22 protein-coding genes are annotated in these 26,333 nt (G+C 68.1%); 18 read left to right on the top strand and 4 right to left on the bottom strand.

The annotated features are described in order from the left end of the window. The first annotated feature begins 13 nt into the window (after positions 1 to 13). The 12 genes from ccmD to AC1DFU_RS15560 all read left to right on the top strand — a co-directional run bounded on the left by ccmD (position 14) and on the right by AC1DFU_RS15560 (position 15,871). Positions 14 to 166: a heme exporter protein CcmD gene (ccmD, locus tag AC1DFU_RS15615; protein ID WP_092301146.1), complete on the top strand. Its 153-nt coding sequence runs from the start codon at positions 14 to 16 to the stop codon at positions 164 to 166. Beyond that, positions 163 to 618, top strand: coding sequence for a cytochrome c maturation protein CcmE (gene ccmE / locus AC1DFU_RS15610; protein WP_092301143.1), 456 nt, complete (start codon positions 163 to 165; stop codon positions 616 to 618). Before ccmD ends, ccmE begins: the two co-directional genes overlap by 4 nt. Further along, positions 615 to 2,624, top strand: coding sequence for a heme lyase CcmF/NrfE family subunit (locus AC1DFU_RS15605; RefSeq protein ID WP_441590989.1), 2,010 nt, complete (start codon positions 615 to 617; stop codon positions 2,622 to 2,624). The genes ccmE and AC1DFU_RS15605 overlap by 4 nt, the downstream gene beginning before the upstream one ends. Beyond that, positions 2,621 to 3,160, top strand: a complete 540-nt coding sequence (locus AC1DFU_RS15600; RefSeq protein ID WP_092301137.1) for a DsbE family thiol:disulfide interchange protein — start codon at positions 2,621 to 2,623, stop codon at positions 3,158 to 3,160. The genes AC1DFU_RS15605 and AC1DFU_RS15600 overlap by 4 nt, the downstream gene beginning before the upstream one ends. Further along, complete coding sequence (locus AC1DFU_RS15595; RefSeq protein WP_441590991.1) at positions 3,153 to 4,166, top strand: cytochrome c-type biogenesis protein CcmH; 1,014 nt, start codon at positions 3,153 to 3,155, stop codon at positions 4,164 to 4,166. Before AC1DFU_RS15600 ends, AC1DFU_RS15595 begins: the two co-directional genes overlap by 8 nt. Positions 4,167 to 4,299: 133 nt before the next feature. After that, positions 4,300 to 5,007, top strand: coding sequence for a FadR/GntR family transcriptional regulator (locus AC1DFU_RS15590; protein WP_092301134.1), 708 nt, complete (start codon positions 4,300 to 4,302; stop codon positions 5,005 to 5,007). Positions 5,008 to 5,035: 28 nt separating this feature from the next. Further along, positions 5,036 to 6,448, top strand: coding sequence for an FAD-binding oxidoreductase (locus AC1DFU_RS15585; protein ID WP_441590993.1), 1,413 nt, complete (start codon positions 5,036 to 5,038; stop codon positions 6,446 to 6,448). A gap of 76 nt (positions 6,449 to 6,524) precedes the next feature. Further along, the gene (locus tag AC1DFU_RS15580; protein ID WP_477159674.1) at positions 6,525 to 7,733 is read left to right on the top strand and encodes an efflux RND transporter periplasmic adaptor subunit; all 1,209 of its coding nucleotides are present in this window, start codon (positions 6,525 to 6,527) and stop codon (positions 7,731 to 7,733) included. 25 nt (positions 7,734 to 7,758) lie between these two features. Then, positions 7,759 to 8,472 (top strand): ABC transporter ATP-binding protein, encoded by a 714-nt coding sequence (locus AC1DFU_RS15575; RefSeq protein ID WP_441590997.1) that lies wholly within the window; start codon positions 7,759 to 7,761, stop codon positions 8,470 to 8,472. Between the two features lie 34 nt (positions 8,473 to 8,506). Beyond that, positions 8,507 to 9,661, top strand: a complete 1,155-nt coding sequence (locus AC1DFU_RS15570; RefSeq protein ID WP_092301125.1) for an ABC transporter permease — start codon at positions 8,507 to 8,509, stop codon at positions 9,659 to 9,661. Positions 9,662 to 9,683: 22 nt separating this feature from the next. Next, entirely contained in the window at positions 9,684 to 10,850 is a 1,167-nt protein-coding gene (locus tag AC1DFU_RS15565) for an ABC transporter permease (protein ID WP_441590999.1), read from the top strand. Positions 10,851 to 10,996: 146 nt separating this feature from the next. Continuing rightward, positions 10,997 to 15,871 carry an ESPR-type extended signal peptide-containing protein gene (locus AC1DFU_RS15560; RefSeq protein WP_441591001.1) on the top strand — a complete coding sequence of 1,625 codons (4,875 nt, stop codon included), beginning with the start codon at positions 10,997 to 10,999 and terminating at the stop codon, positions 15,869 to 15,871. Positions 15,872 to 15,945: 74 nt separating this feature from the next. Here AC1DFU_RS15560 and AC1DFU_RS15555 read toward each other — a convergent pair whose 3' ends face one another. Continuing rightward, the gene (locus AC1DFU_RS15555; RefSeq protein WP_441591003.1) at positions 15,946 to 16,836 is read right to left on the bottom strand and encodes a LysR family transcriptional regulator; all 891 of its coding nucleotides are present in this window, start codon (positions 16,834 to 16,836) and stop codon (positions 15,946 to 15,948) included. A 135-nt stretch (positions 16,837 to 16,971) separates the two neighbouring features. On the opposite strand from AC1DFU_RS15555, the gene AC1DFU_RS15550 reads away from it, so the two are divergent. After that, on the top strand, positions 16,972 to 18,978 hold the full coding sequence (locus AC1DFU_RS15550) for an FUSC family protein (protein WP_441591005.1): 2,007 nt from the start codon (positions 16,972 to 16,974) through the stop codon (positions 18,976 to 18,978). A gap of 33 nt (positions 18,979 to 19,011) precedes the next feature. Here the strand turns inward: AC1DFU_RS15550 and AC1DFU_RS15545 are convergent, their stop codons facing one another. From AC1DFU_RS15545 to AC1DFU_RS15535, 3 genes are read right to left on the bottom strand one after another with little or no spacing between them, the layout of a single operon-like run. After that, positions 19,012 to 19,977: an SRPBCC family protein gene (locus AC1DFU_RS15545; protein WP_441591006.1), complete on the bottom strand. Its 966-nt coding sequence runs from the start codon at positions 19,975 to 19,977 to the stop codon at positions 19,012 to 19,014. After that, on the bottom strand, positions 19,961 to 20,317 hold the full coding sequence (locus tag AC1DFU_RS15540) for an ArsR/SmtB family transcription factor (protein WP_092301107.1): 357 nt from the start codon (positions 20,315 to 20,317) through the stop codon (positions 19,961 to 19,963). Before AC1DFU_RS15540 ends, AC1DFU_RS15545 begins: the two co-directional genes overlap by 17 nt. A gap of 54 nt (positions 20,318 to 20,371) precedes the next feature. Further along, on the bottom strand, positions 20,372 to 20,881 hold the full coding sequence (locus AC1DFU_RS15535; protein WP_477159675.1) for a TetR/AcrR family transcriptional regulator: 510 nt from the start codon (positions 20,879 to 20,881) through the stop codon (positions 20,372 to 20,374). A 107-nt stretch (positions 20,882 to 20,988) separates the two neighbouring features. On the opposite strand from AC1DFU_RS15535, the gene AC1DFU_RS15530 reads away from it, so the two are divergent. The 5 genes from AC1DFU_RS15530 (at position 20,989) to AC1DFU_RS15510 (ending at position 26,333) form a co-directional block, all read left to right on the top strand. Continuing rightward, positions 20,989 to 22,293 carry an alkaline phosphatase family protein gene (locus AC1DFU_RS15530; protein ID WP_441591008.1) on the top strand — a complete coding sequence of 435 codons (1,305 nt, stop codon included), beginning with the start codon at positions 20,989 to 20,991 and terminating at the stop codon, positions 22,291 to 22,293. A 64-nt stretch (positions 22,294 to 22,357) separates the two neighbouring features. Continuing rightward, a complete protein-coding gene (locus AC1DFU_RS15525; RefSeq protein WP_441591009.1) occupies positions 22,358 to 23,620 on the top strand; it encodes a cytochrome-c peroxidase in 1,263 nt (420 codons plus the stop codon). Between the two features lie 205 nt (positions 23,621 to 23,825). After that, a complete protein-coding gene (locus AC1DFU_RS15520) occupies positions 23,826 to 24,500 on the top strand; it encodes a CDP-alcohol phosphatidyltransferase family protein (RefSeq protein WP_092301098.1) in 675 nt (224 codons plus the stop codon). A 7-nt stretch (positions 24,501 to 24,507) separates the two neighbouring features. Then, a complete protein-coding gene (locus AC1DFU_RS15515) occupies positions 24,508 to 25,335 on the top strand; it encodes a HalD/BesD family halogenase (RefSeq protein ID WP_092301095.1) in 828 nt (275 codons plus the stop codon). Continuing rightward, entirely contained in the window at positions 25,332 to 26,333 is a 1,002-nt protein-coding gene (locus AC1DFU_RS15510) for a flippase-like domain-containing protein (protein ID WP_441591010.1), read from the top strand. Before AC1DFU_RS15515 ends, AC1DFU_RS15510 begins: the two co-directional genes overlap by 4 nt.

Raw genomic sequence — 26,333 nt, 5'->3', positions numbered from 1 at the left:
ACCGGAGCCGATCATGCTGAACCTCCTGCTGTCTTCGCCCCATCTGGGCTATGTGGCCGGCGCCTTCGGGGTGGCGTTTGCCGCGCTGGGGCTGGAAATGATGCTGCTGGCGCGGCGCGCGCGGGCCGCGCGGCGGCTGGCGGCTGGCGACGCACCGCGCGCATGACCACCCGGCGCCGTCGCCTCGGCTGGCTGCTGGCCGCGCTGGCCTGCGCCGGCGTGGCCACGGCACTCGTGCTCAACGCGTTCCGGGGCAACCTCGTCTTCTTCTTCAGCCCGACGCAGGTGGCCGCGCAGGAAGCCCCGGCCGGCCGGGCGTTCCGGCTGGGGGGGCTGGTCGAGACCGGCTCGCTGCGCCGCGAGGGCGACGGCATGACCATCCGCTTTATCGTCACGGACACCATGCGACAGGTGCCCGTGGTCTATCGCGGCCTCCTGCCGGACCTGTTTCGAGAAGGCAAAGGCGTGGTGGCGCGTGGCCAGTTGCGCGACGGCGTGTTCCAGGCCACCGAAGTGCTGGCCAAGCACGACGAGAACTACATGCCGCCCGAGGCCGCCGAGGCCCTGAAGCAGGCCGCCCAGACCAAGGCACGCATCCCGGAGACCACGCCACGATGATCGTCGAACTCGGTCACTTCGCCCTGATCCTCGCGCTGTTCGTCGCCGTGATGCAGGCGGTGCTGCCGATTGCCGGCGCCGCGCGGGGTCCCGGCGGCGACGCCACGCTGATGGCCGTGGCCCGCCCCGCCGCCGTCGCCCAGGCGCTGCTGGTGATGGCAGCCTACGGCGCGCTGACGCTGGCCTTCCTCGACAACGATTTCAGCGTGCGCTACGTGGCGGCCAACTCGAATACCGCGCTGCCGGCGATTTATCGCGCGGCGGCGGTCTGGGGCGGGCACGAGGGCTCCATGCTGCTGTGGACACTGATGCTGGCGCTCTGGACGCTGGCCGTGGCGCGCTTCAGCCGCGGCCTGCCGCCGGCGCTGCGGGCCCGCGTGATCGGTGTGCTGGGCGCCATCAGCGTGGGCTTCCTGCTGTTCCTGCTGTTCGCCTCCAACCCGTTCATCCGCCTGCTGCCGCCGGCCATGGAGGGGCGCGACCTGAACCCGCTGCTGCAGGACCCCGGCATGGTGTTCCATCCGCCCCAGCTCTATATGGGCTATGTGGGCTTTGCCGTGGTCTTCGCCTTCGCGGTGGCTGCGCTGCTGGGCGGGCGGCTGGACGCCGCCTGGGCGCGCTGGGCGCGGCCGTGGACCACGCTGGCGTGGAGCTTCCTGACCATCGGCATCCTGCTCGGCAGCGCCTGGGCCTACTACGAGCTGGGCTGGGGCGGCTGGTGGTTCTGGGACCCGGTGGAGAATGCCTCGTTGATGCCCTGGCTGGCCGGCACGGCGCTGATGCACTCGCTGGCCGTCACCGAGAAGCGCGGCGCCTTCCGCGCGTGGACCGCGCTGCTCGCCATCTTCACGTTCTCGCTGAGCCTGCTCGGCACCTTCCTGGTCCGATCGGGCGTGCTGACCTCCGTACACGCCTTCGCCGTGGACCCGACGCGCGGCGTGTTCATCCTCGCCCTGCTCGGCGCCATCACGGGCGGCGCGCTGGCGCTCTATGCCTGGCGCGCGCCGCGGGTGTCGGTGCGCGCGGCCTTCGCGGCGGTCTCGCGCGAATCCTTCCTGCTCGCCAACAACGTGCTGCTGGCCGTGGCGGCGGCCACGGTGCTGCTCGGCACGCTCTACCCGCTGCTGCTGGACGTGCTCGGCCTCGGCAGGATCTCGGTGGGGCCGGCCTATTTCGAACAGGTCTTCGTGCCGCTGATGGCGCCGGCCGTGCTGCTGATGGGCGTGGCCCCGCTGGTGCGCTGGCGCCACGCCGCCCTGCCCGACCTGGCCGCGCGGCTGCGCTGGGCCGCCATCGGCAGCCTGCTGGTGGCCCTGGCGCTGCTGGCGACGCTGCGCACGGCCTCCGCGCTGACCGGGCTCGGGCTGTGGCTGGCTACCTGGTGCGTGGCCAGCGGGCTGACCAGCCTCGCCAGCCGGCTGCGCCATCGTGGCCGATCGGCGCTGCGGCAGTTGCCGGCCGGGTATTACGGGATGCTGCTCGCGCATGTCGGCGTGGGCGTGTTTATCGCCGGGGTGACGCTGGTGAAAAGCCAGGAAAGCCTGCGCGAGTTGCCGATGCGCGCCGGCGAGGTGGTCAGCGTGGGCGGCTACACGTTCCGCTTCGAGGGCGTGGCGCCGGTGCGCGGCCCGAACTACGCGGCGTTCCGCGCCAAGCTGGTGGCCAGCCGCGACGGGCAGACGGTGGCCACGCTGGCGCCGGAACGGCGCGTCTACCGCAGCCAGGACATGCCGACCACCGAGGCCGCCATCGACAATGGCTTTACCCGCGACCTCTATGTGGCGATCGGCGAACAGGTGGCCGACGGCCAGTGGGCGGTGCGGCTCCACGTGAAGCCGTTCGTCGGCTGGATCTGGGGTGGCTGCGTGCTGATGGCGCTCGGTGGTCTGCTGGCGGCTTGCGACCGGCGCTATCGACGTCGGACGGCCGAGGTGGAAGCGGAGGCCGCGCCCCCGGCCCCGCGCCCCGCCGTGCCGCTGGCCACCACCCGGGAGCCGCTGCGATGACGCGCTTTCTGCTGCCGCTGGCCGTCTTCCTCGCCCTGGCCGCCGCGCTGGCCGCCGGGCTGCGGCACGATCCGCGCGAACTCCCATCGGCCATGGTCGGCAAGCCCGCGCCAGCGTTGCAGTTGCCGCTGCTGAAGGCTTCCAGCGATGTACGCGCCACATCCGACCTGAAAGGCAAGGTGTGGATGCTGAACGTGTGGGCGTCGTGGTGCACCGCGTGCCGCGTCGAACATCCCGTGCTGACCGACTTCGCCGGGAAGTCCGAGGTGCCGCTGGTCGGCCTGAACTACAAGGACCAGCCCGACGCCGCGCGCGACTGGCTGCGGCGCATGGGCGATCCGTACGTGGCGTCGCTGGTGGACGCGGATGGCAAGGCCGGCATCGACCTGGGTGTGTATGGCGTGCCGGAAACCTATGTCATCGACCGAGCCGGGGTGGTGCGCTATCGACAGGTGGGGCCGGTCACGCCGCAGGTGCTGGAGCAGAAGATCCTGCCGCTGCTGCGCACGCTGGAACGGGAGCCCGGCCATGCGTAGAGTCGCGCTCGCCTGCCTGCTCTGGATGGCGTGCGCCGCCCACGGCGCCGAAGACGCCGCCAAACTGGACGCCCGCGTGCATGCGCTGGCGGAACAGCTGCGCTGTCTGGTCTGCCAGAACCAGACGCTGGCCGATTCCAACGCCGACCTCGCGGTGGACCTGCGCGCCCAGATCCGGGAGCAGCTACGCAGCGGCGCGAGCGAGACCGCCGTGAAGGACTTCCTCGTGCAGCGCTATGGCGACTTCGTGCTCTACGACCCGCCGGTGCGACCATTGACGTGGCTGCTGTGGTTCGGGCCGGCGCTGCTGGTGCTCGGCACTGCGGTGGTTGTGGTGCGGGCGCGGCGGCGGCATCGGGCGGTGTTCCGGCCTCGTACTGATCGGCCAGAATCGTTCGATAGTGGTCCGCCGCCGGGACGGTCCCGTTGGGTGGTCGCCGCCTCGCTGGCCCTGCTGCCAGGCGGGGCGATGCTGCTCTACCTCCACCTCGGCAACCCCGGCATGGTCCGCGCGGCGTGGGCCAGTGCGCCGGCCACGCTGCCGACTGGCGATGGGCATACGGTCGACATGCAGCAAATCGACGCCATGGTGTCCCGGCTGGCCCTGCGCCTGCGGCAGGAGCCGGGCGATGCCAACGGCTGGTACATGCTGGCGAGGTCTTATACGGCGCTGGAACGGTTTGACGACGCGGCGGCGGCCTACGCGAAGGCCGTGGTGCTGGTGCCGGATGCGGCGGCGCTGCGGGCCGACTATGCCGATGCGCTGGCCAGCGCGGCTGGGGGGCAGCTGGAGGGGGCGCCGATGGAGCAGGTGCGGGCGGCGCTGGCGCTGGATGGGGAGGAGCCCAAGGCGCTGGCCCTGGCGGGGACGGATGCGGCTGAGCGGGGGGCGCTGCCTGAGGCGATTGGGTATTGGGAGCGGTTGTATCGGTTGCTGCCGGCGGATTCTGAGACGGCTCGGAGGGTTAGGGGGAATTTGGAGGTTGCGAGGGGGGCGGTTCGTTGATGGATGGTGTTGGCTTTTGTTGGCAACGGCATGTTTCACATCGCCCTGCGGGCGCTGCGACTCCAAAAGCCAACACCACATCAGCGTTTACCCCAAGTTTTCATATAACCATAAAAGGGTAACGTCTCACCCCATGCAGACGACCCGCCCGATCACCCTCACCGAACGCGTCATCCAGCAACTCCGCGCGGAGATTGCGGACGGCGTCTACCCGGTCGGCGCCCGCCTCCCCACCGGCAAGCAGCTCGCCGAGCAATACGGCGTCAGCACCGCCGTCATCCGGGAAGTGACCGAGCATCTCCGCTCGCAGGGGATGATCGAAAGCCGTCAGGGGCTCGGCAGCACCGTCCGTTCCCGCGTCAGCGACGCTGGATTCCGCCTGTCCGGCCAGGCTGGCGCCGACGCCGCCGATCTGGCGGCGATCTACGAGCTGCGTCTCGATCTGGAAAGCGCCGCCGCCGCGATGGCCGCGCGTCGCCGGACCGACGACGATCTCCGGCGTATGGCCGACCTGCTCGGTACCCTCGCCGCCCAGTTGCACGACATCGACCGGGGTGCCGAATCCGACACTCAGTTCCACGTGGCCGTGGCCACCGCCACCCACAACAAGTACTACCAGGACCTGCTCCAGTACCTGAACCTGCAGCTCCATCACGCCGTGCGCACCGCGCGCGGCAATTCCCAGCAGCAGCCGGGGCTGCCCGAGCAGGTGCATGGCGAGCATGTGGCGATTTTCGAGGCGATCCGCGCGGCGGACCCCGAGGCCGCCCGGCTGGCCGCTGCCGCCCATCTTCGCAATGCCGCCGCGCGGCTTGGCCTGCCGCTGCGGGCCGCCGCCTGAACCCCCTCTATATATAGATAGGTATCCCATGTCCGACGCCGCCTTCCTGCAACGCCTGACCGACACCCTTGGCCCCGACGTGGTGGCCACCGCGCCCGATGACGTGGCGCCGTGGACCAGCGACTGGCGCGGCCTCTACAAGGGCCAGGCCCAGGCCGTGATTCGGCCGCGCACGACCGAGCAGGTCTCCCGGGCGCTGGCGCTGTGCCAGCAGGCCGGCGTGCCGGTGGTGCCGCGCGGCGGCAATACCGGCCTGTGCGGCGGTGCCGCGCCGGACAACCGGTCCGTCAACGTGATCCTGAGCCTGGACCGCATGGACAAGATCCGGTCGATCGACACCATCGCCAACACCATGGTCGTGGAGGCCGGCTGCATTCTCGGCAATCTGCGCCGTGCCGCCGAGGAGGCCGACCGGCTGTTCCCGCTGTCGCTGGCGGCCGAGGATTCGTGCCAGATCGGCGGCAATCTCGCCACCAACGCCGGCGGCGTGAACGTGGTGCGCTACGGCATGACGCGCGAGCTGGTGCTGGGCGTGGAGGCGGTGCTGCCCGATGGCGAGGTCTTCCACGGCCTGCGCACGCTGCGCAAGGACAACACCGGCTACGACCTCAAGCAACTGCTAATTGGCTCCGAAGGCACGCTGGGCGTGATCACGGCTGCCGCGCTGCGCCTGCTGCCGCGCGCCGACTCGCGCGCCGTGGTGCTGGCTGCCGTGGAATCGTCCGAGCAGGCGCTGAAGCTGTTCTCGCTGCTGTTCGCCCGTTGCGGCGCCCGGCTTCAGGCTTTCGAGTTCTTTACGGGCGACTGCCTGGAACTGGTGCTGACCCATGCCGAAGGCGTGCAGGCGCCCTTCCCGGAGCGCCATCCCGCCTATGTGCTGGTGGAAATCGCCGACACGGCGCCCGAGGACGTGCTCAACGCCCTGCTGGAATCGGTGATTGGCGACGCGCTGGAGCAGGGTCTCTGCCTCGACGCGGCGGTCTCGGCCTCGCTGGCCCAGTTGCAGAGCCTGTGGCGGCTGCGCGAGGAGATCTCCGAGGCCCAGCGCGCCGACGGGCTGCACCTGAAGCACGATGTTTCGCTGCCGATCGAGCGGATTCCGGCCTTCATGGCATCGATGGAGGCCCGGCTGCTGGCGAAGCACCCCGGCATCCGCCCGTTCATCTTCGGCCATTTTGGCGACGGCAACCTGCACTACAACCTGTCGCGCCCGCTCGGCGCGGACGCCAAATGGGCGCTCAACGAGGGCAAGGCGGTCAGCGAGGACGTGCTGGACGAAGTGGCCCGCTACGACGGCAGCATCAGCGCCGAGCACGGCATCGGCCAGCTCAAGCGCGACGCGTTCCTGGCACTGAAAGACCCGCTCGAACTGCGCCTGATGCGCGCCATCAAGCAGGTGTTCGACCCCAGCGGCATCATGAATCCGGGCAAGCTGCTTTGATTCCGCGCAGGCGCCGGCGTCGGGATCACACGGCGCTATACTGTCAGCCCTTTTCCGCACCCTATCGGTTGAAAAATTGGCTGATCAAGACCTGAGCAGGCTGAAGATCGATCGCAGTGCCATGGCGCCCGCGCCGCGTGGGCGCCGCCGCTGGCTCCGCTACGCGGCCATCGCCGTGGTCGTGCTGGCCGTGATCGGCATTGGCGCCCGGCTGGCCGGGCCGCAGGCGGTGGAGGTGGTCACCGTCTCCAGCGCCTACCCCTCCCAGAACTACACCCTGCTGAACGCCACCGGCTACGTGGTGCCGCAGCGCAAGGCGGCACTGGCGTCCAAGGCGCAGGGCCGGCTCGAATGGCTGGGCGTGCTGGAAGGCTCGCGCGTCAAGAAGGACGAAATCATCGCCCGGATCGAAAGCCGGGACGTGGAGGCGTCGCTGGCCCAGGCCCGGGCGCAGGTGCAGGTGGCGCAGGCCAACCTGCAACTCCAGCAGGCCGAACTGCGCGATGCCGAGGTGAACCTGCGCCGCTCCGAGACGCTGCTGGCGCCCAAGGCCATCTCGGTGCAGCAGTACGACGCCGACCTGGCCCGCTACAACAAGGCGAAGGCGTCGATCAACAACTCGCAGGCGTCCATCACCTCCGCCCAGGCCAACGCCCGCTCGGCGGAGGTATCCATCGAGCAGACCGTGATCCGCGCGCCGTTCGACGGCGTGGTGCTGATCAAGCACGCCAACGTCGGCGACAACATCACGCCGTTCTCGGCCGCCTCGGACACCAAGGGCGCGGTCGTGACCATCGCCGACATGGAGACCCTCGAAGTCGAGGCCGATGTGTCCGAGTCGAACATCGTCAAGATCATCGTCGACCAGCCCGTGGAACTGCTGCTGGACGCCCTGCCCGACCTGCGCATGGCCGGCCGGGTGTCGCGCATCGTGCCGACTGTGGACCGCTCGAAGGCCACCGTGCTGGTCAAGGTGCGTTTTGTCGACCGTGACCCGCGCGTGCTGCCGGACATGAGCGCCAAGATCGCCTTCCTCTCCAAGCCTGTGCCGCCCGAGGACCGCAAGGCGCTGGTCGCCGTGCAGCCGGCCGCCATTGTCGAGCGCGACGGCAAGCCGGTGGTGTTCCAGGTGGTGGATGGCAAGGCCAGGCAGGTGCCGGTGACCAAGGGCGCCCGCGTGGGCGAGCTGGTGGCCGTGCAGGGCGTGAAGCCCGGCGACACGCTGGTGCTGGCGCCGGCCGACAAGCTGTCCGATGGCAGCAAGGTCACCGTGGCGAAGAAGTGACGTGACGACCGACGTGACAACCGACGTGACAACTGATCCCGCCGCCCCCCGCCCCGCTGAGCCGCTCGTCGCCATCCGCCACCTCGCCAAGTCGTACCGGCGTGGTGCGCAGACGGTGCCGGTGCTGTCCGACATCACACTCGACATTGCCGAGGGCGATTTCATCGCGCTGATGGGGCCGTCCGGCTCGGGCAAGAGCACGCTGCTGAACCTGATCGCCGGCATCGACCGCCCGGACAGCGGCGAGTTGCGCGTGGCCGGGGTGGACATTGCCGGGCTGCCGGAATCCTCGCTGGCCGACTGGCGCGCCGCGCACGTCGGCTTCATCTTCCAGTTCTACAACCTGATGCCGGTGCTCACCGCGTACGAGAACGTCGAACTGCCGCTGATGCTGACGCGCCTGTCGCGCCATGAGCGGCGGGAGCGCGTGGAGATGGTGCTGGGCATGGTCAATCTGGCCGACCGGATGGACCACTACCCGTCCGAGCTGTCCGGCGGCCAGCAGCAGCGCGTGGCGATTGCCCGCGCGCTGATTACCGACCCCACGCTGATCGTGGCCGACGAGCCCACTGGCGACCTCGACCGCACCTCCGCCACCGAGATCCTGGCCATGCTGCAACGGCTCAATGCCGACGCCGGCAAGACCATCATCATGGTCACCCACGACGCCCACGCGGCCGAGGCGGCGCGCTCGCTCGTCCATCTGGAAAAGGGCGAACTGCTGGCCGGCCGGCGCTAGTTTCAGCATTCCAGGACATCAGGACCCCATCGCCATGTACCTGCCCCGGCTGATCGCCCGCAACGCCATGCGCCACAAGCTGCGCACGGCGCTGACCGTGCTCGGGCTGGTCATCGCCGTGCTGGCATACGGGCTGCTCCAGACCGTGGTGGATGCCTGGTACGCCGGCGCGGCTGCGGCGTCCAACGCGCGGCTGGTCACGCGCAACTCGATCTCGCTGGTGTTTCCGCTGCCGCTGAGCTACGAAAATCGCATCCGTGGCGTGGAGGGCGTGACGCAAGTCGCCCGCTCAAGCTGGTTCGCGGGCACCTATCGCGACCCCAAGAACTTCTTCGCCCAGTTCGCCGTCTCGGACAACTACATCGATCTGTATCCCGAACTGATCCTGCCGCCCGAACAGCGCGCGGACTACCGGCGCGACCGCCGGGGCGCGCTGGTGGGCCGGCAATTGGCCGACCAGTACGGCTTCAAGATCGGCGATGTCATCCCGCTCAAGGGCACGATCTACCCGGGCACGTGGGACTTCGTCGTGCGCGGCATCATGGAAGGCCGCGATGAGTCCACCATCACGCGGCAGATGCTGTTCCACTACGAGTACCTGAACGAAAGCATCCGCAAGAAGGCCGTCGGCAAGCCGGATCAGGTGGGCGTGTTCATCCTCGGCATCGACAACCCGGACAATGCCGCCGCCGTCTCCCGCCGCGTGGACGACGTCTTCCGCAACTCGCTGGCCGAGACCATGACCGAGACGGAGCAGGCGTTCCAGCTCGGTTTCGTGGCGATGTCCAACCAGATCATCGCGGCCATCCGCGTGGTGTCCTACGTGGTGATCGTGATCGTGATGGCCGTGATGGCGAATGCCATGGCGATGAGCGCCCGCGAGCGGACCACCGAATATGCGACGTTGAAAGCACTTGGCTTCGGGCCGGGCTTCCTGGCGATGCTGGTGTTCGGGGAGTCGATGGTGCTGTGCATGATCGGCGGCGCCATCGGCATATTACTGACCCCACCGGCCGCCAATCTGTTCAAGTCGACGGTCGGCAACGTGTTCCCGGTGTTCACCGTGTCGCACGAAACCGCCGCGATGCAGGCGGCCTGCGCACTCGTCTGCGGCGTGGCGGCGGCCATCGTGCCGGCCGTGCAGGCGGCGCGCGTGCGCATCGTCGAGGGCCTGCGGGCCATCGGCTGACCGGCCCGGCCCCCTCCCCCACATGGTCATCCCACTCCACTACATCGCACGCAACGTCTGGGCCCGGCGGCTCACCACCGCGCTCACGGCGGGCGGGCTGGCGCTGGTGGTCTTCGTCTTCGCGGCGATGCTGATGCTCGACGCCGGCCTCAAGCAGACGCTGGTGACCACCGGCGAGGCGGACAACGTGGTGCTGATCCGCAAGGGCGCCGAAACCGAGATCCAGAGCGCGATCACCCGCGACCAGGCGGCGGCCATGGAGATGCACCCGGCCGTGGCGATGAACAAGGAGGGTCGGCCGATGGCCTCGCGCGAGGCCGTGGTGCTGATTTCGCTGACCAAGAGCGGCGCGGCCTCCCCGGCCAATGTGGTGATCCGGGGGATATCGCCGCAGGGCATGACGCTGCGCCCGCAGGTACGTATCACGGCCGGGCGCGTGTTCCGGCCGGGTTCGTCGGAGATCATCGTCGGCAGCAGCATCGCCAAGGGCTTCGGCAACGTGCGCATTGGCGACCACCTGCGCTTTGCCCAGCGCGACTGGACCGTGGTGGGCCATTTCGACGCCGGCGGCAGCGGCTTCGACTCCGAGATCTGGGGCGATGTAGACCAGCTCATGCAGTCGTTCCGGCGCACCAGCTATTCGTCGATGGTGGTGCGCCTGGGCCAGGCGGACGGCTTCGACAAGTTCCGGGCCGACATCGACGTGGACCCCCGCCTCGCCAACGAGGCCAAGCGCGAGCAGCAGTTCTACAGCGACCAGTCGCGCGCGCTCTCCACCTTCATCAACATCCTTGGGCTGACGCTGACCACGATCTTCTCCGTGGCGGCGATGATCGGCGCCATGATCACGATGTACGCCTCGGTGGCCAATCGCGTGGGCGAGATCGGCACGCTGCGCGCGCTGGGCTTCCAGCGCACCAATGTGCTCGCGGCGTTTCTTATCGAGGCGGTGCTGCTGGGCTTTGTCGGCGGCGTGGCCGGGCTGGCCTGCGCCGCGCTGATGCAGTTTGCGTCATTTTCGACGACGAACTTCCAGACCTTCGCCGACCTGTCGTTCCGTTTCCTGCTCACGCCGGGCATCGTCGTCAAGACGCTGCTGTTCTCGATGGCGATGGGCTTCATCGGCGGATTCCTGCCAGCGCTGCGCGCGTCGCGCCTGAATATCGTGGATGCGCTGCGCGCGCGTTGAACGGAAACCCGTTCGGGTGATCGGATAGATCCGGATCGAAACCGGGTCGGGGGGGCCCCCCCGGCGTCTCCCGGTTTCTAAAGTTTCTACCATTCAGCGCAGACCGCTTCGTTTCTACCCTCCATGCACACTCATGGAGAGCAGAAATGAACACCACCTATCGCGCAGTCTTTAACGAATCCCTTGGCACCTGGGTTGCCGTTTCCGAAATCGCCAAGTCCCACGGCAAGCGCAGCAGCGTGCGCAAGGCACTGACTGCCTTGGCCGTGGCGGCAAGCCTGATGGGCATGCAAGGCATGGCCAATGCCGGCGAGATTGACGCGGAAGCGGCCGTGCTCGCCCAGCCCACGACTTCCCAAGACATCCAGTCGGCCGACGCGGCCGCCTGCGAGCCCGAACTCGACGCCGCCGGCCTGCCGATTGTCGATACTTGCAAGGAAACTGCGACGTCTGGCGATCAGAAGCTCGTCATCGGCGCTGGCGTTGTCGCCGGCCTCGGCGGCCTCGCGGCCCTGCTCAATGGCGGTGGCGGCAGCCACGCCAGCGCACCGGCCCCGGCGATCGCTCCCGACTTCGCCCCGGTGATCGCTCCGGTCGTCGCCCCCGACGCCGAGCCCGCACCCAGCCCTGCCCCGCTTCCCGGCGTTCGCATCGTCAATGCCACAGACATCCAGGTCTTTGCCGGCCAGATCGGCACGGAAGTCAAGAGCGACAACGCCACGATCATCAACGCCGGCCAGGTATCGGCCACCGGCGAGGGCGCCGTCGGGACATCGGTGACCGGCGACGGCGCAACGGTGGTCAACGAAGGCAGCGTGACGGTCGCCGAAGGCGGCACCGGGACTCGCGTCGACGGCTCGAACGCCACGATTACCAATACCGGCAACGTTTACACCGCGGGTACCGGTTCGATCGGGACGCTTGTCAATGGCGACGACGCCATCGTCACCGACGCCGGACAGAACACCATCACGGACGGCGCCACGGGCGTCTCCGTGAACGGCGACCGTGCCGAGGTCAACCTGATTGGACAGATGACGGTGGGCAACGATGCTACCGGCGCGCAGCTGAACGGCAACGACGGCCATATCGTCATCGGCAGCGCCGGTCAGGGCGCGGCTACGACAAACGTCACGGTAATCGGTGGTAACGCCACCGGCGTCAAGGTGGCCGGCACCGGTAATACGATCACGCTGCACGGCGGCATCACCGTAGACAAGGACCAGAGCGCCCCCGATGCGGCCGAGCGGTTTGCGGAAACCGCCACGGGCCTGGCCGTCACCGGGAGCAGCAACACCGTGATTCTGAACGGGCAATTGCACGTCGTGGCCGATGGCGAAGAGATTGAAGCCTTCGTTGCCCGTGGTGGAAGTGGCGCGGCGGAGTCGCTCAACGGGGTGATCGTGTCCGGAGACGTGGCTGGCGCAGAAAACACCAACAAGGTGTTCCTGAATGGTGGCGTGTCCTTGACGGGCGAAAAAAATGCCTTGACCGGGGCAGCCGGCAGTGCGCAGTCCGCAGGCAGCAGCATCTACGCGCCGCTCGTTACCGTCGACGGCAACAGCGAACTGCACATCTCGGGTCACTCCAGCATCGAGGGCAGCGGCACGTTCTCCCCGAAACTGATCACGGCCAGCAACGGCGCCCGCATCATCTGGGAGAACGGCGACCTTAACGCCGATACCAGCCGGTACAGCACCCACGAGATGTATGACAACGGCGGCACGGCCCTGATCGATGTCCGCAGCGGCGCCAGCCTGGACATCAAGGATTCAGCCCATGTCCAGGCTGGCACCCAGACCCACTTCATCGAGGCACGGGGCACGGGCAGCCGGGTCAACAACGAAGGTACGATCGACCTGACGAAGGTGAACGAGGATGCCCCTGTCACGGGCACAGGTACCCACGTCTCCACGGTCGCCCTCTTCGCTTATGAAGGCGCCAGCGCAACAAATAGCGGCACGATCTCGCTCAACAGCGATGATGCCGAAGCCGTCCTCGAAGGCAACGGCGACTGGGAGTGGGTCAACTATCATGCCGTTCAGAGCGGCATGATGGGGATGATCGCGAGCAATGCGGGCAGCACCGCCGTCAACACCGGCACGATCACCGGCCATGGCTACCGGCTCTACGGCATGGGTGCCATCGAGGGCGCCGTGCGCAACGAGGGCAAGATCGACCTCCAGCCGAAGTCGGATATCGCCTTTGCTCGCGCCGACGACTACGGCGCCGGCATGTACGCAGGCACCGACCGCGTCAGTCTGGGCACGGCCACCAATGCGCCCGGAGGCACCATCACCATGCATAACGCTGGCATCGGCATGGTTGCCCAGAAAGGTGCGACTGTTGTCAACCAAGGCGCCATCAACCTCGTCGCGGACGAGGGCGCAACGGCGCGCGATGGACAGTTGATCGGCATGGCCGCCTACAACGGTGGCACCGCCATCAACGACACCACGGGCGTCATCAACATCGAGACCGGTGCGGGCCGGGCCTTCGACGTTGACGGCACCAGCCTGATCGTCAATCGGGGCAGCGTGAACTTCAACGGCCAGACCATGGACCCGAGCGACTCGCATATGGGGGCGACGCCGAACACGGCCACGCCACTTGCCGGCGTCATTGCCGGAACAGGCCAGTCGGTTACGCTGGATGACCCCCTGGGTTATGTCGCCGCCAACCATCTCACCAACTATGGCGCAGTGACCAACGCCGCCACGCTGGACATGCGCAGCAGTTGGCTGCTCAACCAGCAAGGCGCCAGCTTCTCGTCGCCGTCGAACTCGCTGACGCTGGCTTCCTTCGAGAACAAGGGCACGCTGGCGGCCGGCGCGGTGCGGAGCGGCACGGGGTACAACCGGGCCGGTGCCACGATGAATGTGGGACTGCTGACGCTCGCTTCGAACGCCACCTTGTTTAACGAAGGCAACTTCCACGGCAGCGCAACGGCAGCGTCCTATACCAACAACATCGTCAATACCGGCAACTGGACGGTGAACGCGGGCAATGCCATCCAGGGCCGCCTCAACGTCTTCAATCAACAGGGCGGCACCCTGCGCAATACGGCGCCGGGCACTGGCACGCTGGTCAACATCAGCTCCCTGCCTGGGGGCCAGCCGTTCAACAACGCCGGCACGATCACGGCCACCGACGGCTACAGCGCCCTCAAGACCGCCAATGGCGACGCGACCGCCAATCCGAACAACTGGCTGGTCAACCGTTCGACGGGCGTGATCAACGGCATGATGAACGGCACCGAGAAGGCACTGATCAGCATGGGCCGCGCCACCAGTTTCGGCAACGAAGGCACGATCAATGTGCAGGGCAACGGGGCGGTGGGCATCCTGGGCGTCAATTCGGGTTACACCACCCACATCATCAATGCCGGCACCCTCAACGTCGGCACCGAAGCCGGCAAGGCGGACGGCACGAACGGCACCGGTCTGGTCGGCATCAAGGGCACCAACACCGCGAACCAGATCTACAACAACACCACGGGCGTCATCAACGTCTACGCCAACAATTCGTACGCCTTCGGCGGCAATGGCAAGGTCGTCAACAACGGCACCGTGAACCTCGAGTGCGACACCGGCTGTGCGATCTTTGCGCCGGGCAGCGCCGCGGCCATCACGGGCAGCAACAAGGCCATCGTGGCCCAGACCACAGCGCCCTCGCAGGGCACCGTGCCCACGCCGGCAGCCGAAGCGCCCCGCATGGTGCTGCGCGGCTACCAGGTCGGCACCAATGCCAACGGTACGGCCGGCACCCTGCGCGGCAGCCATCTGGACGTCTCCGAGGTCAAGGTCGACACCGCCTTCGCCGCCGGCACCGCCGCCAAGGCGGTCACCTTCGACAACGTGTTCCAGGGCACTGATATCACCGGCGCCCAGAGCATTCAGTCCGACAGCGCCGTCTGGACCGCCAACGCGGCCCAGGACGCCAAGGGCATCGACGTGACGATGACCAAGAACGCCTACCAGGACGTGGTGACCGACGCCAAGCTCAAGGACGCCGCCGCCGCCCTCGAAGGCGCCTACTCCAACAACGCCGTGTTCCAGAGCCTGAACCTGGCCACCGCCGCCGAAGTCACCAAGGGCGTGAGCCAGCTCACCGGCCAGGGCTTCGGCCAGGCCATGAACCAGGCCAAGGTGCTCAGCAACCGCTTCAACGTGCTGGCCGACAACGTCAAGGAAACCCCGAGCGGCCTGGGCTTCAACATGGTCACCCGTGGCACCCCCGGCGCCCGCCTGGCTGGCTCCGAGTACGACATGGCCGTGCTGTCCTCGCGCTTCAGCGTGGGCGACCAGGGCAAGGTGGCCGTGCGCTACGGCGTGGCCAACCTGGCCAGCATCGACGCCGGCTCCAACGCCGCCGCCAGCAACGGCCTCTCGGGGGTGAGCCAGTTCGCCGGCGTGCAGTACGTCAACCCGATCGCCGCCGGGCTGGAACTCTCCGGTGACCTGCAGTTCGAGCAACATCGGCTGGAATCGAGCCGCTCGCTCAACTACGGCAGCGTCAACGAGACCGCTTCCTCGAAGAACGGCCAGGACAAGTACCGCGCCAACTTCGTGGTGGGCAAGCCGGTGGAAGTGGCGAAGGGCTTCACCGTCACGCCGATGATGGGCCTGGACATGCGCCAGACCCGCGACCACGCGGTGAACGAGCAAGGCGCCGGGGCCTACAACCTCAACGTCTCGGGCGCCACCACCACGGCGATGGACGCCATCGGCGGTGTGAAGCTGGGCTATCAGCACGCCAACGGCCTGAACGCCAGCGTGCGCCTGCAGGGCGGGCCGAACCTGTTCTACGGCGCCGGCCAGCGCCAGGCCAGCCTGGCTGGTGCCCCGGATGCGCGCTTCGCGCTGCCGGATGCCACCCAGCGCAGCCGCTTCAACTACAACAGCACGGTCAGCGTGGGCTACGCCAAGAACCTGCTCAACCTGTCCGCCAACGGCTACACGGCCGACCAGGACGGCGTGAAGGACTACGGCGTGATGTTCAAGGTGGTCAAGCAGTTCTAAGACGGATCCGAATCCGCCTCTCCATGCGGTGACTTCGGCCGGGCGCCTTGCCCGGCCTTTTTTCGTTTACCTGATTACCCGATCACCTCTTCGCAGACCGCCAGCCACGCGCGCGCCGCGTGAGACAGGTAGCGGCCCGGCGGCCAGACGTGGGCCATCGCCCAGTCCATGGTCGGCTCGGTCAGCCGAGCCATGGCGAGGGTGTCGGCGGCATCCAGCCGCGCCAGCAGCGGTTCGGGCAGAAAGGTGGTGCCGAGGCCGGCGGCGGCCATCGACACCAGGAAGTCCCAATGGCCGCTCTGCGCCACCACGCGCGGCGCCATGCGGGCCGTGGCAAACGCCTGGCGCAGCTTGCGGGTCAGCGAGAACTCGTCGGTCAGCAGCACCAGCGGCGTCTCGCGCAGCGCGTCGAGCTTCACCGTCCGGCCGCCCGCCCAAGGCGCGCCGCGCGGGCCGACCACCCAGATCGGATACCGCGCGAACTCGCGCGTGGCGAGATCCAGCCCGCTGTCGCCGGGCAGCACCGTGGCGCCCACTTCAAGTTCGCCATTCGCCACTTGTTGCTCGACCACCTGCCCGCCATGCTCGGACAAGGTCAGTTCGAGATTCGGATACAGCTGACGGAACGCGCTGACCGCAGGCGAGAAGAACAGGTTGACCATCGGCGGCAGGCCCACGGTCAGCTGCCCGCGCCCGAGTGACGACAGATCCGCCACTTCCAGCGTCAGCCGATGCACCACGCCAAGCGCCTCCTGCCCACGGTCGTAGACCACCCGGCCCACATCGGTCAGCCGCACGGACTTGCCTTCGCGGATCAACAGCGGCTGGCCCACCTCGTCCTCCAGCTGACGCACCATCTTGCTGATGGTGGACTGGGTGACGTACAGCGACGCCGCCGCCTGCGTGAAGCTCTTGAGCCGCGCGGTTTCCACGAAGTAGCGCAGCGCGCGGATGTCGATGGGCATGGCATTCCCCGGGATCGATTGATATGAAAATTCCGACTGGATCGACGAATTTTAAATCATGCAGGGAATGATCGCCAGTTCGCTACACTGCCCCGCAACGCTCCCACACACTTCCGCCCCCGGACGATTCCCATCATGGCTGGCTGGCCGCATGCCCGACAGTGGCTGTTCTCGCTGAAGGCATTCGCGGCCGCGATGCTGGCGCTCTATATCGCCCTGTCCTTCGGCCTGCCGCGCCCCTACTGGGCCATGGCCACGGTCTACTTCGTCTCGCATCCGCTCACGGGCGCCACGCGCTCCAAGGCCGCCTATCGCGTGGCCGGCACGGTGCTGGGCGCCACCGCCGCCGTGGTCACGGTGCCCGCGCTGGTCAATATGCCGATTGTGCTGACGGGCGCCATTGCGCTGTGGATCACGGGGCTGGTCTACCTCTCGCTGCTGGAGCGCGGCCCGCGCAGCTATGTGTTCCTGCTGGCCGCCTACACGCTGCCCATCGTGGCGCTGCCGGCCGTGAGCCATCCGGGGGAGATTTTCGATGTGGCGGTGGCGCGCATCGAGGAGATTGTCATCGGCATCGTCTGCGCGGGGCTGGTCGGGGCGATCGTGCTGCCGGCCAAGGTGGCGCCGGCGCTGCGCGAGCGCGCCGGGGAGTGGATTCGCGATGCCCGGGCCTGGGCGGCCGACATCCTCGCTGCCGACCCGCACGCCAGCGCCAGCCGCCACCGGCTGGCGGCGGACATGCTCGCGCTGGACCAGATGATCGCGCACCTGTCGTTCGATACCGAGAGCCGGCACACGCTGCACCACGCGCGGGCGCTGCGCGAGACCATGTCGCGGCTGATGCCCACGCTCGCCGCGCTGGACAGCGTGCTACGGGCCAAACCGCGCGCGCCGCACGCCAACCGCGCCCTGCAAGACACGGCCGATTTCCTGCGCGGCCGGATGGACGACTTGCTAGCCACCTGCGACGCCCTCCAGCACGGCATCGGCGACCGTCCCACGCAAGCCGTCCCGCCAGCCTCGGCGCGCATCGCCCCGTCAGAAAGCCCCACGGCAAGCCGCTATCACGACCACGGCATGCTGCTGTTCGGCGCGGCCTCCACGGGTCTGGCCGTGTTCTGCGCGGGGCTGATCTGGATGTTTTCCGGATGGGAGGATGGGGGCGGACCGGTGGCGGTGGCGGCCATCGCGTGCTGCTTCTTCGCCACCCTCGACGAACCGCGCCGCGTGACGCCGGTGTTCGCGCGTTGGAGCCTGGCGTGCCTGGGCGTGGCGTCGTACTACCTGTTTCTGGTCGTGCCGCACGCGCAGACCTTCGAGGCGCTGGTCGGCATGCTCGCCCTGCCCTACCTCGGCATCGGCCTGCTGATCGCGCGGCCCGGCTTCCAGTTGATTGCGATGCTGCTGTCGGTCAACACGGCCTCGTTCGCCAATATCCAGAGTATTTACGATGCCAACCTGCTCGGCGCCTTCAACACGAGTCTGGCGAACGCGGCGGCGATGCTGTTCGCGCCGCTCTGGGCGACGCTCGCGCGGCCGTTCGGGGCGCATGTGGCCGCGCACCGGCTGATCCGCGCGAGCTGGCAGGATCTGGCGCAGGCCGCCACGTGGCGCGGCGACCCCGCGCCGGTGGGCGCGCGCATGCTGGACCGCTTCGGGCAACTGATGCCGCGCCTCGGTGCCAGCGCGGACCGGCTGGCCTCGGACGGCTTCACGGAACTGCAGGTGGGCTATTGCACGCTGACGCTGCAGCAGGCGCTGCCGACCTTGCCGCCCGCCGCGCGCAAACCCGTGCGGCGCGTGTTGAGCGGGGTGGCGCGGCACTATCGCGGACGGCTGCGGACGGGCGAGGCGGTGCCAGCGCCGGCGCAGTTATCGGCTCGGATCAGGGAAGCCCTCGGCGCGGTTGCGGATGTACGTGACAACGCTGCCGTAATCAGCGCGCTGGTGGTGTTACGCGTGACGCTTGTCCACGGTGAGGACGAGGTGATATCGCGCATTCCGCGCAATCCCTCTCCCCCGGCCCCTCTCCCGCAAGCGGGCGAGGGGAGCAAACCGCCGTCCGTTGACGGGCCGAGGGGGTGCTCCCCTCTCCCTCCGGGAGCGGGGCGGGGGAGAGGGCAGGCGGCTCAAGATGCGTGATCGCATCGAGAAAGCGTGCGAGAGAAAACCCCTTCACACAACCGCCCCCGCCAGATACTGCGCCAGCGCGTCGAGCAGCAGCCCTGAGCCATGCTCCCGCGAACCCGCATCGTCATAGCCATCGAGAAAAGCGCCCTGCTCCGTCATGACGAGCCGCGTGCCATCGTCGACCGGCTTCATCTCGAAGGTGGCCAGCGAGACGGAAATCTTGCGCTCGCCCATATGCATCTCGTAGGCGTAGACCAGACGCTCGCCGGGCACCACATCGTAATAAATGGCATCGAAGGTCGAGACCAGCCCGTTGGCCCAGCTGCCCTTCAGGTGCTCGCGGCCACCGGGGCGGGCATCCATGGTCCGCGCCAGTTCCTGATAGCCATCGCCACCCCGGAACCATTGCGCCTTGGCCTTGGGGTCGGTCAGCGCGCGGAAGACCTCCGCCGGCGTGGCCTTGAAGGTCCGCTCGATGCGGAAGATGCCGTGCACCACCGAGCGCTCGGCGGGCGGCGCATCGGCCATACGGGCCACTTCCACCTCCAGGCGGTCCAGCGTCTCGGCCCAGCCCTGCGCGGCGCCGCGCGTGAAATTGCCGGCGACCGGGTCCAGCAGCGTGTAGCGCTGCTCGACATCGAGCTGCGTGCCGCCGCAGACGTTCTCGAACGACACCGTGGTCAGGGCGTTGAACAGTGCGGCGCCGTCGCCGTCGACCACGGTCATGTCGATCACCAGCCGCGCGTTCGGCAGGATCTCGACAAAATGGCCGCGCACCCAGTGCGACTGCCCATCCGGCGCGCGCATGCAGTAGTCGAACTTGCCGCCCACGCGGGGCTCGACCTCGGCCTCGGGAATCGTGAACCCTTGCGGGCAGAACCAGTGCTTGACGTGCTCGGCAGACGTCCACGCCTGGAACACGAGTTCCTTGGGTGCGTTGAACGCGCGCGAGACCGTCAGTGGGCGCGGTTGCGCCAATTGGGTTGCCGTATCTTCAGTTGCCGTCGCCATCGGGGGTTGCCTCCTTCTTCATGGTTTCCAGGTATTCGCCCAGGCGGTCGAAGTGGCCTTCCCACTCGGCCCGCCGGGCGCTGATCCACTGCTCGGCCTGACTCAGCGCGTTCGGCGCCATCCGGCACGTGCGTACCCGCCCGACCTTCTGCGACTGCACCAGCCCGGCCTGTTCCAGCACGGCCAGGTGTTGCATGACGGCCGGCAAGGACATCGCCAACGGCCGGGCAAGGTCGGTCACGGACGCGGGGCCGCGTGACAGTTGCACCAGCAGGGTCCGGCGCGTGGTGTCGGCCAGCGCCTGGAACGTCATATCGAGAGGATCGGATTGGTTAAGCATGTGCTTTAGTATAGCGACGGCAAATAGTTAAGCAAGAACTTTAGCAATAAATCTTCAGGCGGGTTGGCGAGAAGCTTGCTGCGCCTGTAGCGCGGCGATGCGCGCCAGCACGGCGGGCAGTTCGGGGGGCGGCGTGAGCTGGCCGATCAGCCACTGCACGGCATCGGCGACCTTGTCGGCGTCGTAGTCGGCGGAAAAGCTGTGGAGGGTCGCGCCGTGGAGGAACAGCCGGAGCGCGAGCAACTCCGGCTGCGACGGGTCGTTCGGGCCCTGCCCGAACAGCCGCGCCGGCACGGTGGCCAGTAGCGGGCCGATGGCCTCGGCCAGCCGGGTATCGCCGCGCGCGGCCATCCAGACTTCCAGGATGGCCAGCGAGGTGTGGCGCTGGCGGCGGTTCACCAGCGCATGGAGCATCAGGTGCAGGCGCACGCGGGATGGCATCGGCCCGAGCGCGGCCAGGCGCGCGGCCTCGGTATCGATCAGCTGCTCGACCATCGCCGGCAGCAGCGTGTAGCGCCCTTCCGGGAACTGATGCCGCAGCGAGCCGCGGCTGATGCCAGCCATTTCGCAGACGCGCGCCTCCCCAAAGGCGGCATAGCCCTGTTCGTGCACGTGGCAAGAGAGCCCATGGTCCGGCCGCGCGCGCACCCACGACAACAAGGAAATTCCGAATGTTCAAGCTCCCCCGAGCCGGCTGGCTGGCCGCCTTGCCCGCCGCCGCCTGCGCCGCGCTGGCCGCGTTGGCTGTCTCCGCCTGCGGTTCCGACGACAACAAGAGCACCACCACCACGCCGCCTGCCGCCGAAGTCCCGGCCCCGGTCGTGCCGAAGACCATTCAGTCGGTGCGCCACGTGTTCGTGATCACGCTCGAGAACCAGAACTACGCCACCACCTTCGCGGCGGACTCGAAGGCGCCCTACCTCTCCAAGACCCTGGTTGCCCAGGGCGCGCACCTCCAGCAGTACTTCGGCACCAGCCACGTCAGCCTGGGCAACTACATCGCCATGATCAGCGGCCAGTCGGTCACCGCCGACACCCAGATGGACTGCATGGTCTACAAAGACTTCGCGCTGACCGGCATGGCCGACCACGGCCAGGCCATCGGCACGGGCTGCGTCTATCCGGCCTCGATCAAGACGCTGCCTGACCAGCTCAAGGCCGTGAACCTGACCTGGAAGGGCTATATGGAGGACATGGGCAACGACCCGGCCCGCGAATCCGCTACGTGCGGCCACCCGGCGCTGAACGCCACGGACGCCACCCAGTCGCCCCAGGCCGCCACGGCCGGCGGCGTGCCGGCGGACCAGTACGCCACGCGCCACAACCCGTTCGCCTACTTCCACTCGATCACCGACTCGCCGGACTGCGCGACCAACGTGGTCAACCTGAACAAGCTGACCGACGACCTGAAGACCGTGGCCACCACGCCGAACTTCACGTTCATCACGCCCAACCTCTGCAACGACGGCCACGACTCGCCGTGCGTGGACGGCGCGCCGGGCGGGCTGGTCTCGGCCGATGCCTTCCTGCAGAAGTGGGTGCCGATCATCATGGCTTCGCCGGCCTACCAGCAGGACGGCCTGATCATCATCAATTTCGATGAAAGCTCGTACTCGTCGCAGGCCATCGACACTACCACCACGCCGCCGACGCTGAACATGATCTTCTCCGGCCAGACCTGCTGCAACCAGCAACCCGGCCCGAACGTCACGTTCCCGATCACGCAGAGCTTCCCGGCCTCGGTGTCGCACTATCCGTACGACATCAACCTGGTCACCCAGAGCCATGGCGGCGACCGCACCGGCGCCGTGCTGCTCTCGCCGTTCATCAAGCCGGGCACGGTGTCCACCACGCCGTACAACCATTACTCGATGCTCAAGAGCCTGGAAGACATCTTCCAGGTGGGCGGCTACCTTGGGTACGCGGCGCAGGACGGGCTGGTGAGCTTCGGCACCGATATCTTCACCAACCTTTGATCGTCATCTGATCGACCACTGACTGCCGCCGGGTTGCGCAAGCGCCCGGCGGCTTGCCGTTGCCATGACCCTCGATACCGGATTGCCGCGCCGCCTGGGCGCCCTGCTGTGGCTGGCTATGTGTGTGAGCCTGCTGGCTGCCTGCCAGCCGCGTGATGTTGCCACCCCGGCCGCCGCCGCGTCAGCCCCCGCCCCCGCCAAGCCCGACGCCGCCACGCTGGCCAGCCTCGGCAAGGCGATTTTCTTCGACCCCACGCTGTCTGCCTCGGGCCGGCAATCGTGCGCGAGTTGCCACGATCCCGCCCACGGCTACGGCCCGCCCAATGCGCTGGCCGTGCAGCTTGGCGGCCCGGACCTCACCCGCCAGGGCAAGCGCGCCACGCCCTCTCTGGCGTACACCCTCAATCGCACGCCGATCTGGCACAAGGTGCAGGTGGCCAGCCTCAGCGAGCGCCTGACCGAGACCGATAGCCCGCCCACGGGCGGCCTGATGTGGGATGGCCGCTTCAACAGCCTGCGCGAGCAGGCCGGCGGCCCGCTGCTGGATCCGGACGAGATGGCGAACCCGGACCGCGAAGCCGTCGTAGCCAAACTACGACGTGCTGCCTATGGCGACGCCTTCCGCGCCGCCTTCGGCGCCAATGTGTTCGACGATCCCCAGCGCGCCTTCGATGCCGCCACCCAGGCCCTCGAGCGCTTCCAGCTCGACGACCCCGGCTTCCATCGCTACAACAGCAAATTCGACGCCTTCCTCGATGGCGAAACCACCCTCAGCGCCGCCGAGACATGCGGTTTGCGGCTGTTCTCGGACCCGGCGAAAGGCAACTGCGCGGCCTGCCATCGCATCGACAAGGGCGCCGACGGCTCCCATCCGCTGCTGACCGATTACCAGTTCGCCGCGCTCGGCGTGCCGCGCAACCCGGAGATCGCCGCCAACGCCAATCCGCAGTATTACGACCTCGGCCTGTGCGGCCCGAAGCGCACCGACCAGGCCGCCCAGCAGGGCTACTGCGGCATGTTCAAGACCCCCACGCTGCGCAACACGGCGCAGCGCGGCGCGTGGTTCCACAACGGGCGCTTCCACAATCTGGAAGACGTGGTGCGCTTCTATGTCGAGCGCGACCTGAAACCGGCCAAATGGTATGGGCGCGATGCGCGTGGCCGCACCGTGGCCTACGACGACCTGCCGCCCGCGCTGCGCCAGAATATCGACGACTTCGACCCGCCGATGGACCGCAAGCCCGGTGCCCGCCCGGCGCTGGACGACCGAGAGATCCGCGACGTGGTGGCGTTCCTGCGCACCCTCGACGACGGCTTCCGGCCCTAGCCCGCTTTTCGGCCGCCATCGTCCGCCCCGGGGCGGCGCCAGCGCCACCTTGCAGGTGCTGCCCCCAGCGCCCGGCGGGCCCGTCCTCAGTGCGCCGTCCCGCAAAAAGGCGTATTCTGGTGCGCTTGTCATTCCCGCGCCACCGGCGTAGTGTTGCGCATCGCCCGGCCCCTCCGCGCCGGGACGCGTTCCAGATTGTTGACGGATGAACCAGAAATCCCCGAATTTCCCGGATGAGCCGCCCATGCCGCCCACCTGGGATGCCCGCCTTGCCCGCCGCCTTGTGCGGCCCCTCCGGAATACCCGAGTCACCCCGAACCACCTGACCACGCTGCGCCTGCTCATCGGGCTGGCCGGCGTTGCCTGCCTGGCGCAGGGGGGCTACGCGTGGACCAATTACGGCGCCCTGCTGGTCGTGCTGTCCAACTTCATCGATCACACCGATGGCGAACTGGCGCGAATCAGCGGCAAAGGCAGCAAGATCGGGCATTTCTACGATCTGGCCAGCGACGCCCTGATTACCGTGTTGTTGTTCGTCAGCATGGGCATGGCGATTGGCGCGACCGCGCCCGCGACCACCGAGGCGATCGGCCCCGTGGGCCGCGGCACCGTGGCCGGGCTGGCGGTGGCCCTGATCTTCTTCCTGCGCATGCGTATAGAATCGCGGGTTGGCAAGAGTGGCACCAAGCAGGCTTCCGCCGCCGGGTTCGAGACCGAGGACGTGCTGTACCTGTTGCCGCTGGTCACGCTGACCAGCAGCATCGGACCGTTCCTGGCGCTGGCCTCGGTTGGCGCGCCGCTGTTTGCCCTGCTTGTGATCATCGACTACTGGCGCGTCATGCGGCGCCCCCAGGCGGTCGGCACCCCAACGAAACATTGAGGCAGCCATGACGGAACAGGCTACCCGCGACATCGCGCTCGATTCCCCGCTCGATCCAGTCATCGACGCTCCCGCGCCGCCTCCGCGTCATGCGGGCCACCCGGATGCCGCCGTGGCACGCGCGGCGGCCGGGCTGGACACGCCCGCGCTGCGCGCCGACTTCGACCGCCAGGGCGCGTTCCTCTACCTCGACACATTCCTGCCGCCCGAGCAGTGCGCCGAGCTGGAGGCGCTGGCCCGCGCGCTCCAGCCGGGGCTGAACCGCAACTACCTGCCCGGCCACAAGCAGGGTGGCAGCGTCAGCCGGCACACCATCGACGAGCAGGCGCCCTTCATTGCCGAACTCTATCGATCGCCCGCACTGATTCATTGGCTTGAACAGGTCACCGGCGACAAGCTCCAGGTCTGCCCGCCCACCGACCCGCACGCCTACGCGCTCTATTACTACACGCGCCCGGGCGACCATATCGGCTGGCACTACGACACCTCCTATTACGACGGCCGGCGCTACACGCTGCTGATCGGCGTGCTGGACGAGTCCTCGTGCCGGCTCGAATACGAACTCCACACCCGCAACCCCGAGGTGCCCGACGAACCGGGCGCGGTGCAGATTCCGCCGGGCGGCATCGTGCTGTTCGATGGCGACAAGCTGCGCCACCGCATCACCCCGGCCGGCCCGAACGAGATCCGCGTGTCGCTGACCTTCGAATACGTGACCGATCCGGGCATGCGGCCGTGGCTGCGCTTTATCTCCAATATGAAAGACGCGGTGGCCTATTTCGGCTTCCGGCAGGTCTTCAAGCGCCTGCTGTCGGGCGGGAAGTCTGGTAAGTGACACGTGCTGCATTTCTTCTGCTGACGATTGGCGCGGCGCTGTTTGTCGCGCTGTTGGCATGGCAAGGCTTTGGCGCGGTCACGACCACGCTGATGTCGGCTGGCTGGGGCCTGGCCGTGGTCGCCGCGTTCCACGTGGTACCGCTGGCGCTGGACGCCGCCGCCATCGCCGTGCTGGTGGACCGCACCGCGCACCATGGCTCGTTCTGCACCGCGCTGCGTGCGCGCTGGGCCGGCGAGTCGGTCAACAGCCTGCTGCCGGCTGGCCAGATCGGCGGCCCGGTGCTGATGGTGCGCTACCTCGCCCATCATGGCGCCCGCATGCGCGACGCCGCCGCGGCCATCACCGTCAGCACGACCACGCAGGCGCTCTCCCAAATGCTGTTCGCACTGCTCGGCATTCTGCTGTTCGGTGCGCAAGGCAACCTCTCCGACCAGCGCACGCCGATCATCGCCGTGACGGTGGTCCTCGCCCTGTGCGTGCTGGCCTTCTGCATCCTCCAGCGGCGCGGCATGTTCGGCCGGGTGATGCGCGTGGCCGCGCGCGTGTTCGGCAAGCGCAACTGGGATGATCTGGCGTTGCGCGCCGATGCCGTGGACGAGGCCATCCGCGCCCTCTACCGCGACCGCCGCAAGGTAGCCGCCAGCTTCATGCTGAATCTGGCCGGCTGGATCGTTGGCACCGGCGAGGTCTGGCTGATTCTTTACTTCCTGGGCCATCCGGTGAGCTGGCACGAGGCGTTGCTGCTGGAGAGCGTGGGTCAGGCGATTCGTGGCGCGGCGTTCGCCATTCCCGGCTCGCTCGGCGCGCAGGAAGGCGGCTATCTGCTGCTGGCGCCGCTGGTGGGCCTGCCGCCCGATGCCGCGCTGGCGATGTCGCTGGCCAAGCGCGTGCGCGAACTCGTGCTCGGCATTCCGGGGCTGCTCTACCTGCATCACAGCGAGCGTCGATACCAGCGCCGGCGCACCCGGCAGGCCGCGTGGCAGGGCTCCGAATAA

The organism is Cupriavidus sp. 10L45 (assembly GCF_056395225.1).
Note: the sequence above shows the minus strand (reverse complement) of the source record. Positions and strands in the feature narration are given on the sequence as shown.

Bases quoted from the DNA above. Each gene is read 5' to 3' on its own strand.
- ccmD (WP_092301146.1), top strand. From the start codon at position 14: ATGCTGAACCTCCTGCTGTCTTCGCCCCATCTGGGCTATGTGGCCGGC.
- ccmE (WP_092301143.1), top strand. From the start codon at position 163: ATGACCACCCGGCGCCGTCGCCTCGGCTGGCTGCTGGCCGCGCTGGCC.
- AC1DFU_RS15605 (WP_441590989.1), top strand. From the start codon at position 615: ATGATCGTCGAACTCGGTCACTTCGCCCTGATCCTCGCGCTGTTCGTC.
- AC1DFU_RS15600 (WP_092301137.1), top strand. From the start codon at position 2,621: ATGACGCGCTTTCTGCTGCCGCTGGCCGTCTTCCTCGCCCTGGCCGCC.
- AC1DFU_RS15595 (WP_441590991.1), top strand. From the start codon at position 3,153: ATGCGTAGAGTCGCGCTCGCCTGCCTGCTCTGGATGGCGTGCGCCGCC.
- AC1DFU_RS15590 (WP_092301134.1), top strand. From the start codon at position 4,300: ATGCAGACGACCCGCCCGATCACCCTCACCGAACGCGTCATCCAGCAA.
- AC1DFU_RS15585 (WP_441590993.1), top strand. From the start codon at position 5,036: ATGTCCGACGCCGCCTTCCTGCAACGCCTGACCGACACCCTTGGCCCC.
- AC1DFU_RS15570 (WP_092301125.1), top strand. From the start codon at position 8,507: ATGTACCTGCCCCGGCTGATCGCCCGCAACGCCATGCGCCACAAGCTG.
- AC1DFU_RS15565 (WP_441590999.1), top strand. From the start codon at position 9,684: ATGGTCATCCCACTCCACTACATCGCACGCAACGTCTGGGCCCGGCGG.
- AC1DFU_RS15560 (WP_441591001.1), top strand. From the start codon at position 10,997: ATGAACACCACCTATCGCGCAGTCTTTAACGAATCCCTTGGCACCTGG.
- AC1DFU_RS15555 (WP_441591003.1), bottom strand. From the start codon at position 16,836: ATGCCCATCGACATCCGCGCGCTGCGCTACTTCGTGGAAACCGCGCGG.
- AC1DFU_RS15550 (WP_441591005.1), top strand. From the start codon at position 16,972: ATGGCTGGCTGGCCGCATGCCCGACAGTGGCTGTTCTCGCTGAAGGCA.
- AC1DFU_RS15545 (WP_441591006.1), bottom strand. From the start codon at position 19,977: ATGGCGACGGCAACTGAAGATACGGCAACCCAATTGGCGCAACCGCGC.
- AC1DFU_RS15540 (WP_092301107.1), bottom strand. From the start codon at position 20,317: ATGCTTAACCAATCCGATCCTCTCGATATGACGTTCCAGGCGCTGGCC.
- AC1DFU_RS15535 (WP_477159675.1), bottom strand. From the start codon at position 20,881: ATGGCTGGCATCAGCCGCGGCTCGCTGCGGCATCAGTTCCCGGAAGGG.
- AC1DFU_RS15530 (WP_441591008.1), top strand. From the start codon at position 20,989: ATGTTCAAGCTCCCCCGAGCCGGCTGGCTGGCCGCCTTGCCCGCCGCC.
- AC1DFU_RS15525 (WP_441591009.1), top strand. From the start codon at position 22,358: ATGACCCTCGATACCGGATTGCCGCGCCGCCTGGGCGCCCTGCTGTGG.
- AC1DFU_RS15520 (WP_092301098.1), top strand. From the start codon at position 23,826: ATGAACCAGAAATCCCCGAATTTCCCGGATGAGCCGCCCATGCCGCCC.
- AC1DFU_RS15515 (WP_092301095.1), top strand. From the start codon at position 24,508: ATGACGGAACAGGCTACCCGCGACATCGCGCTCGATTCCCCGCTCGAT.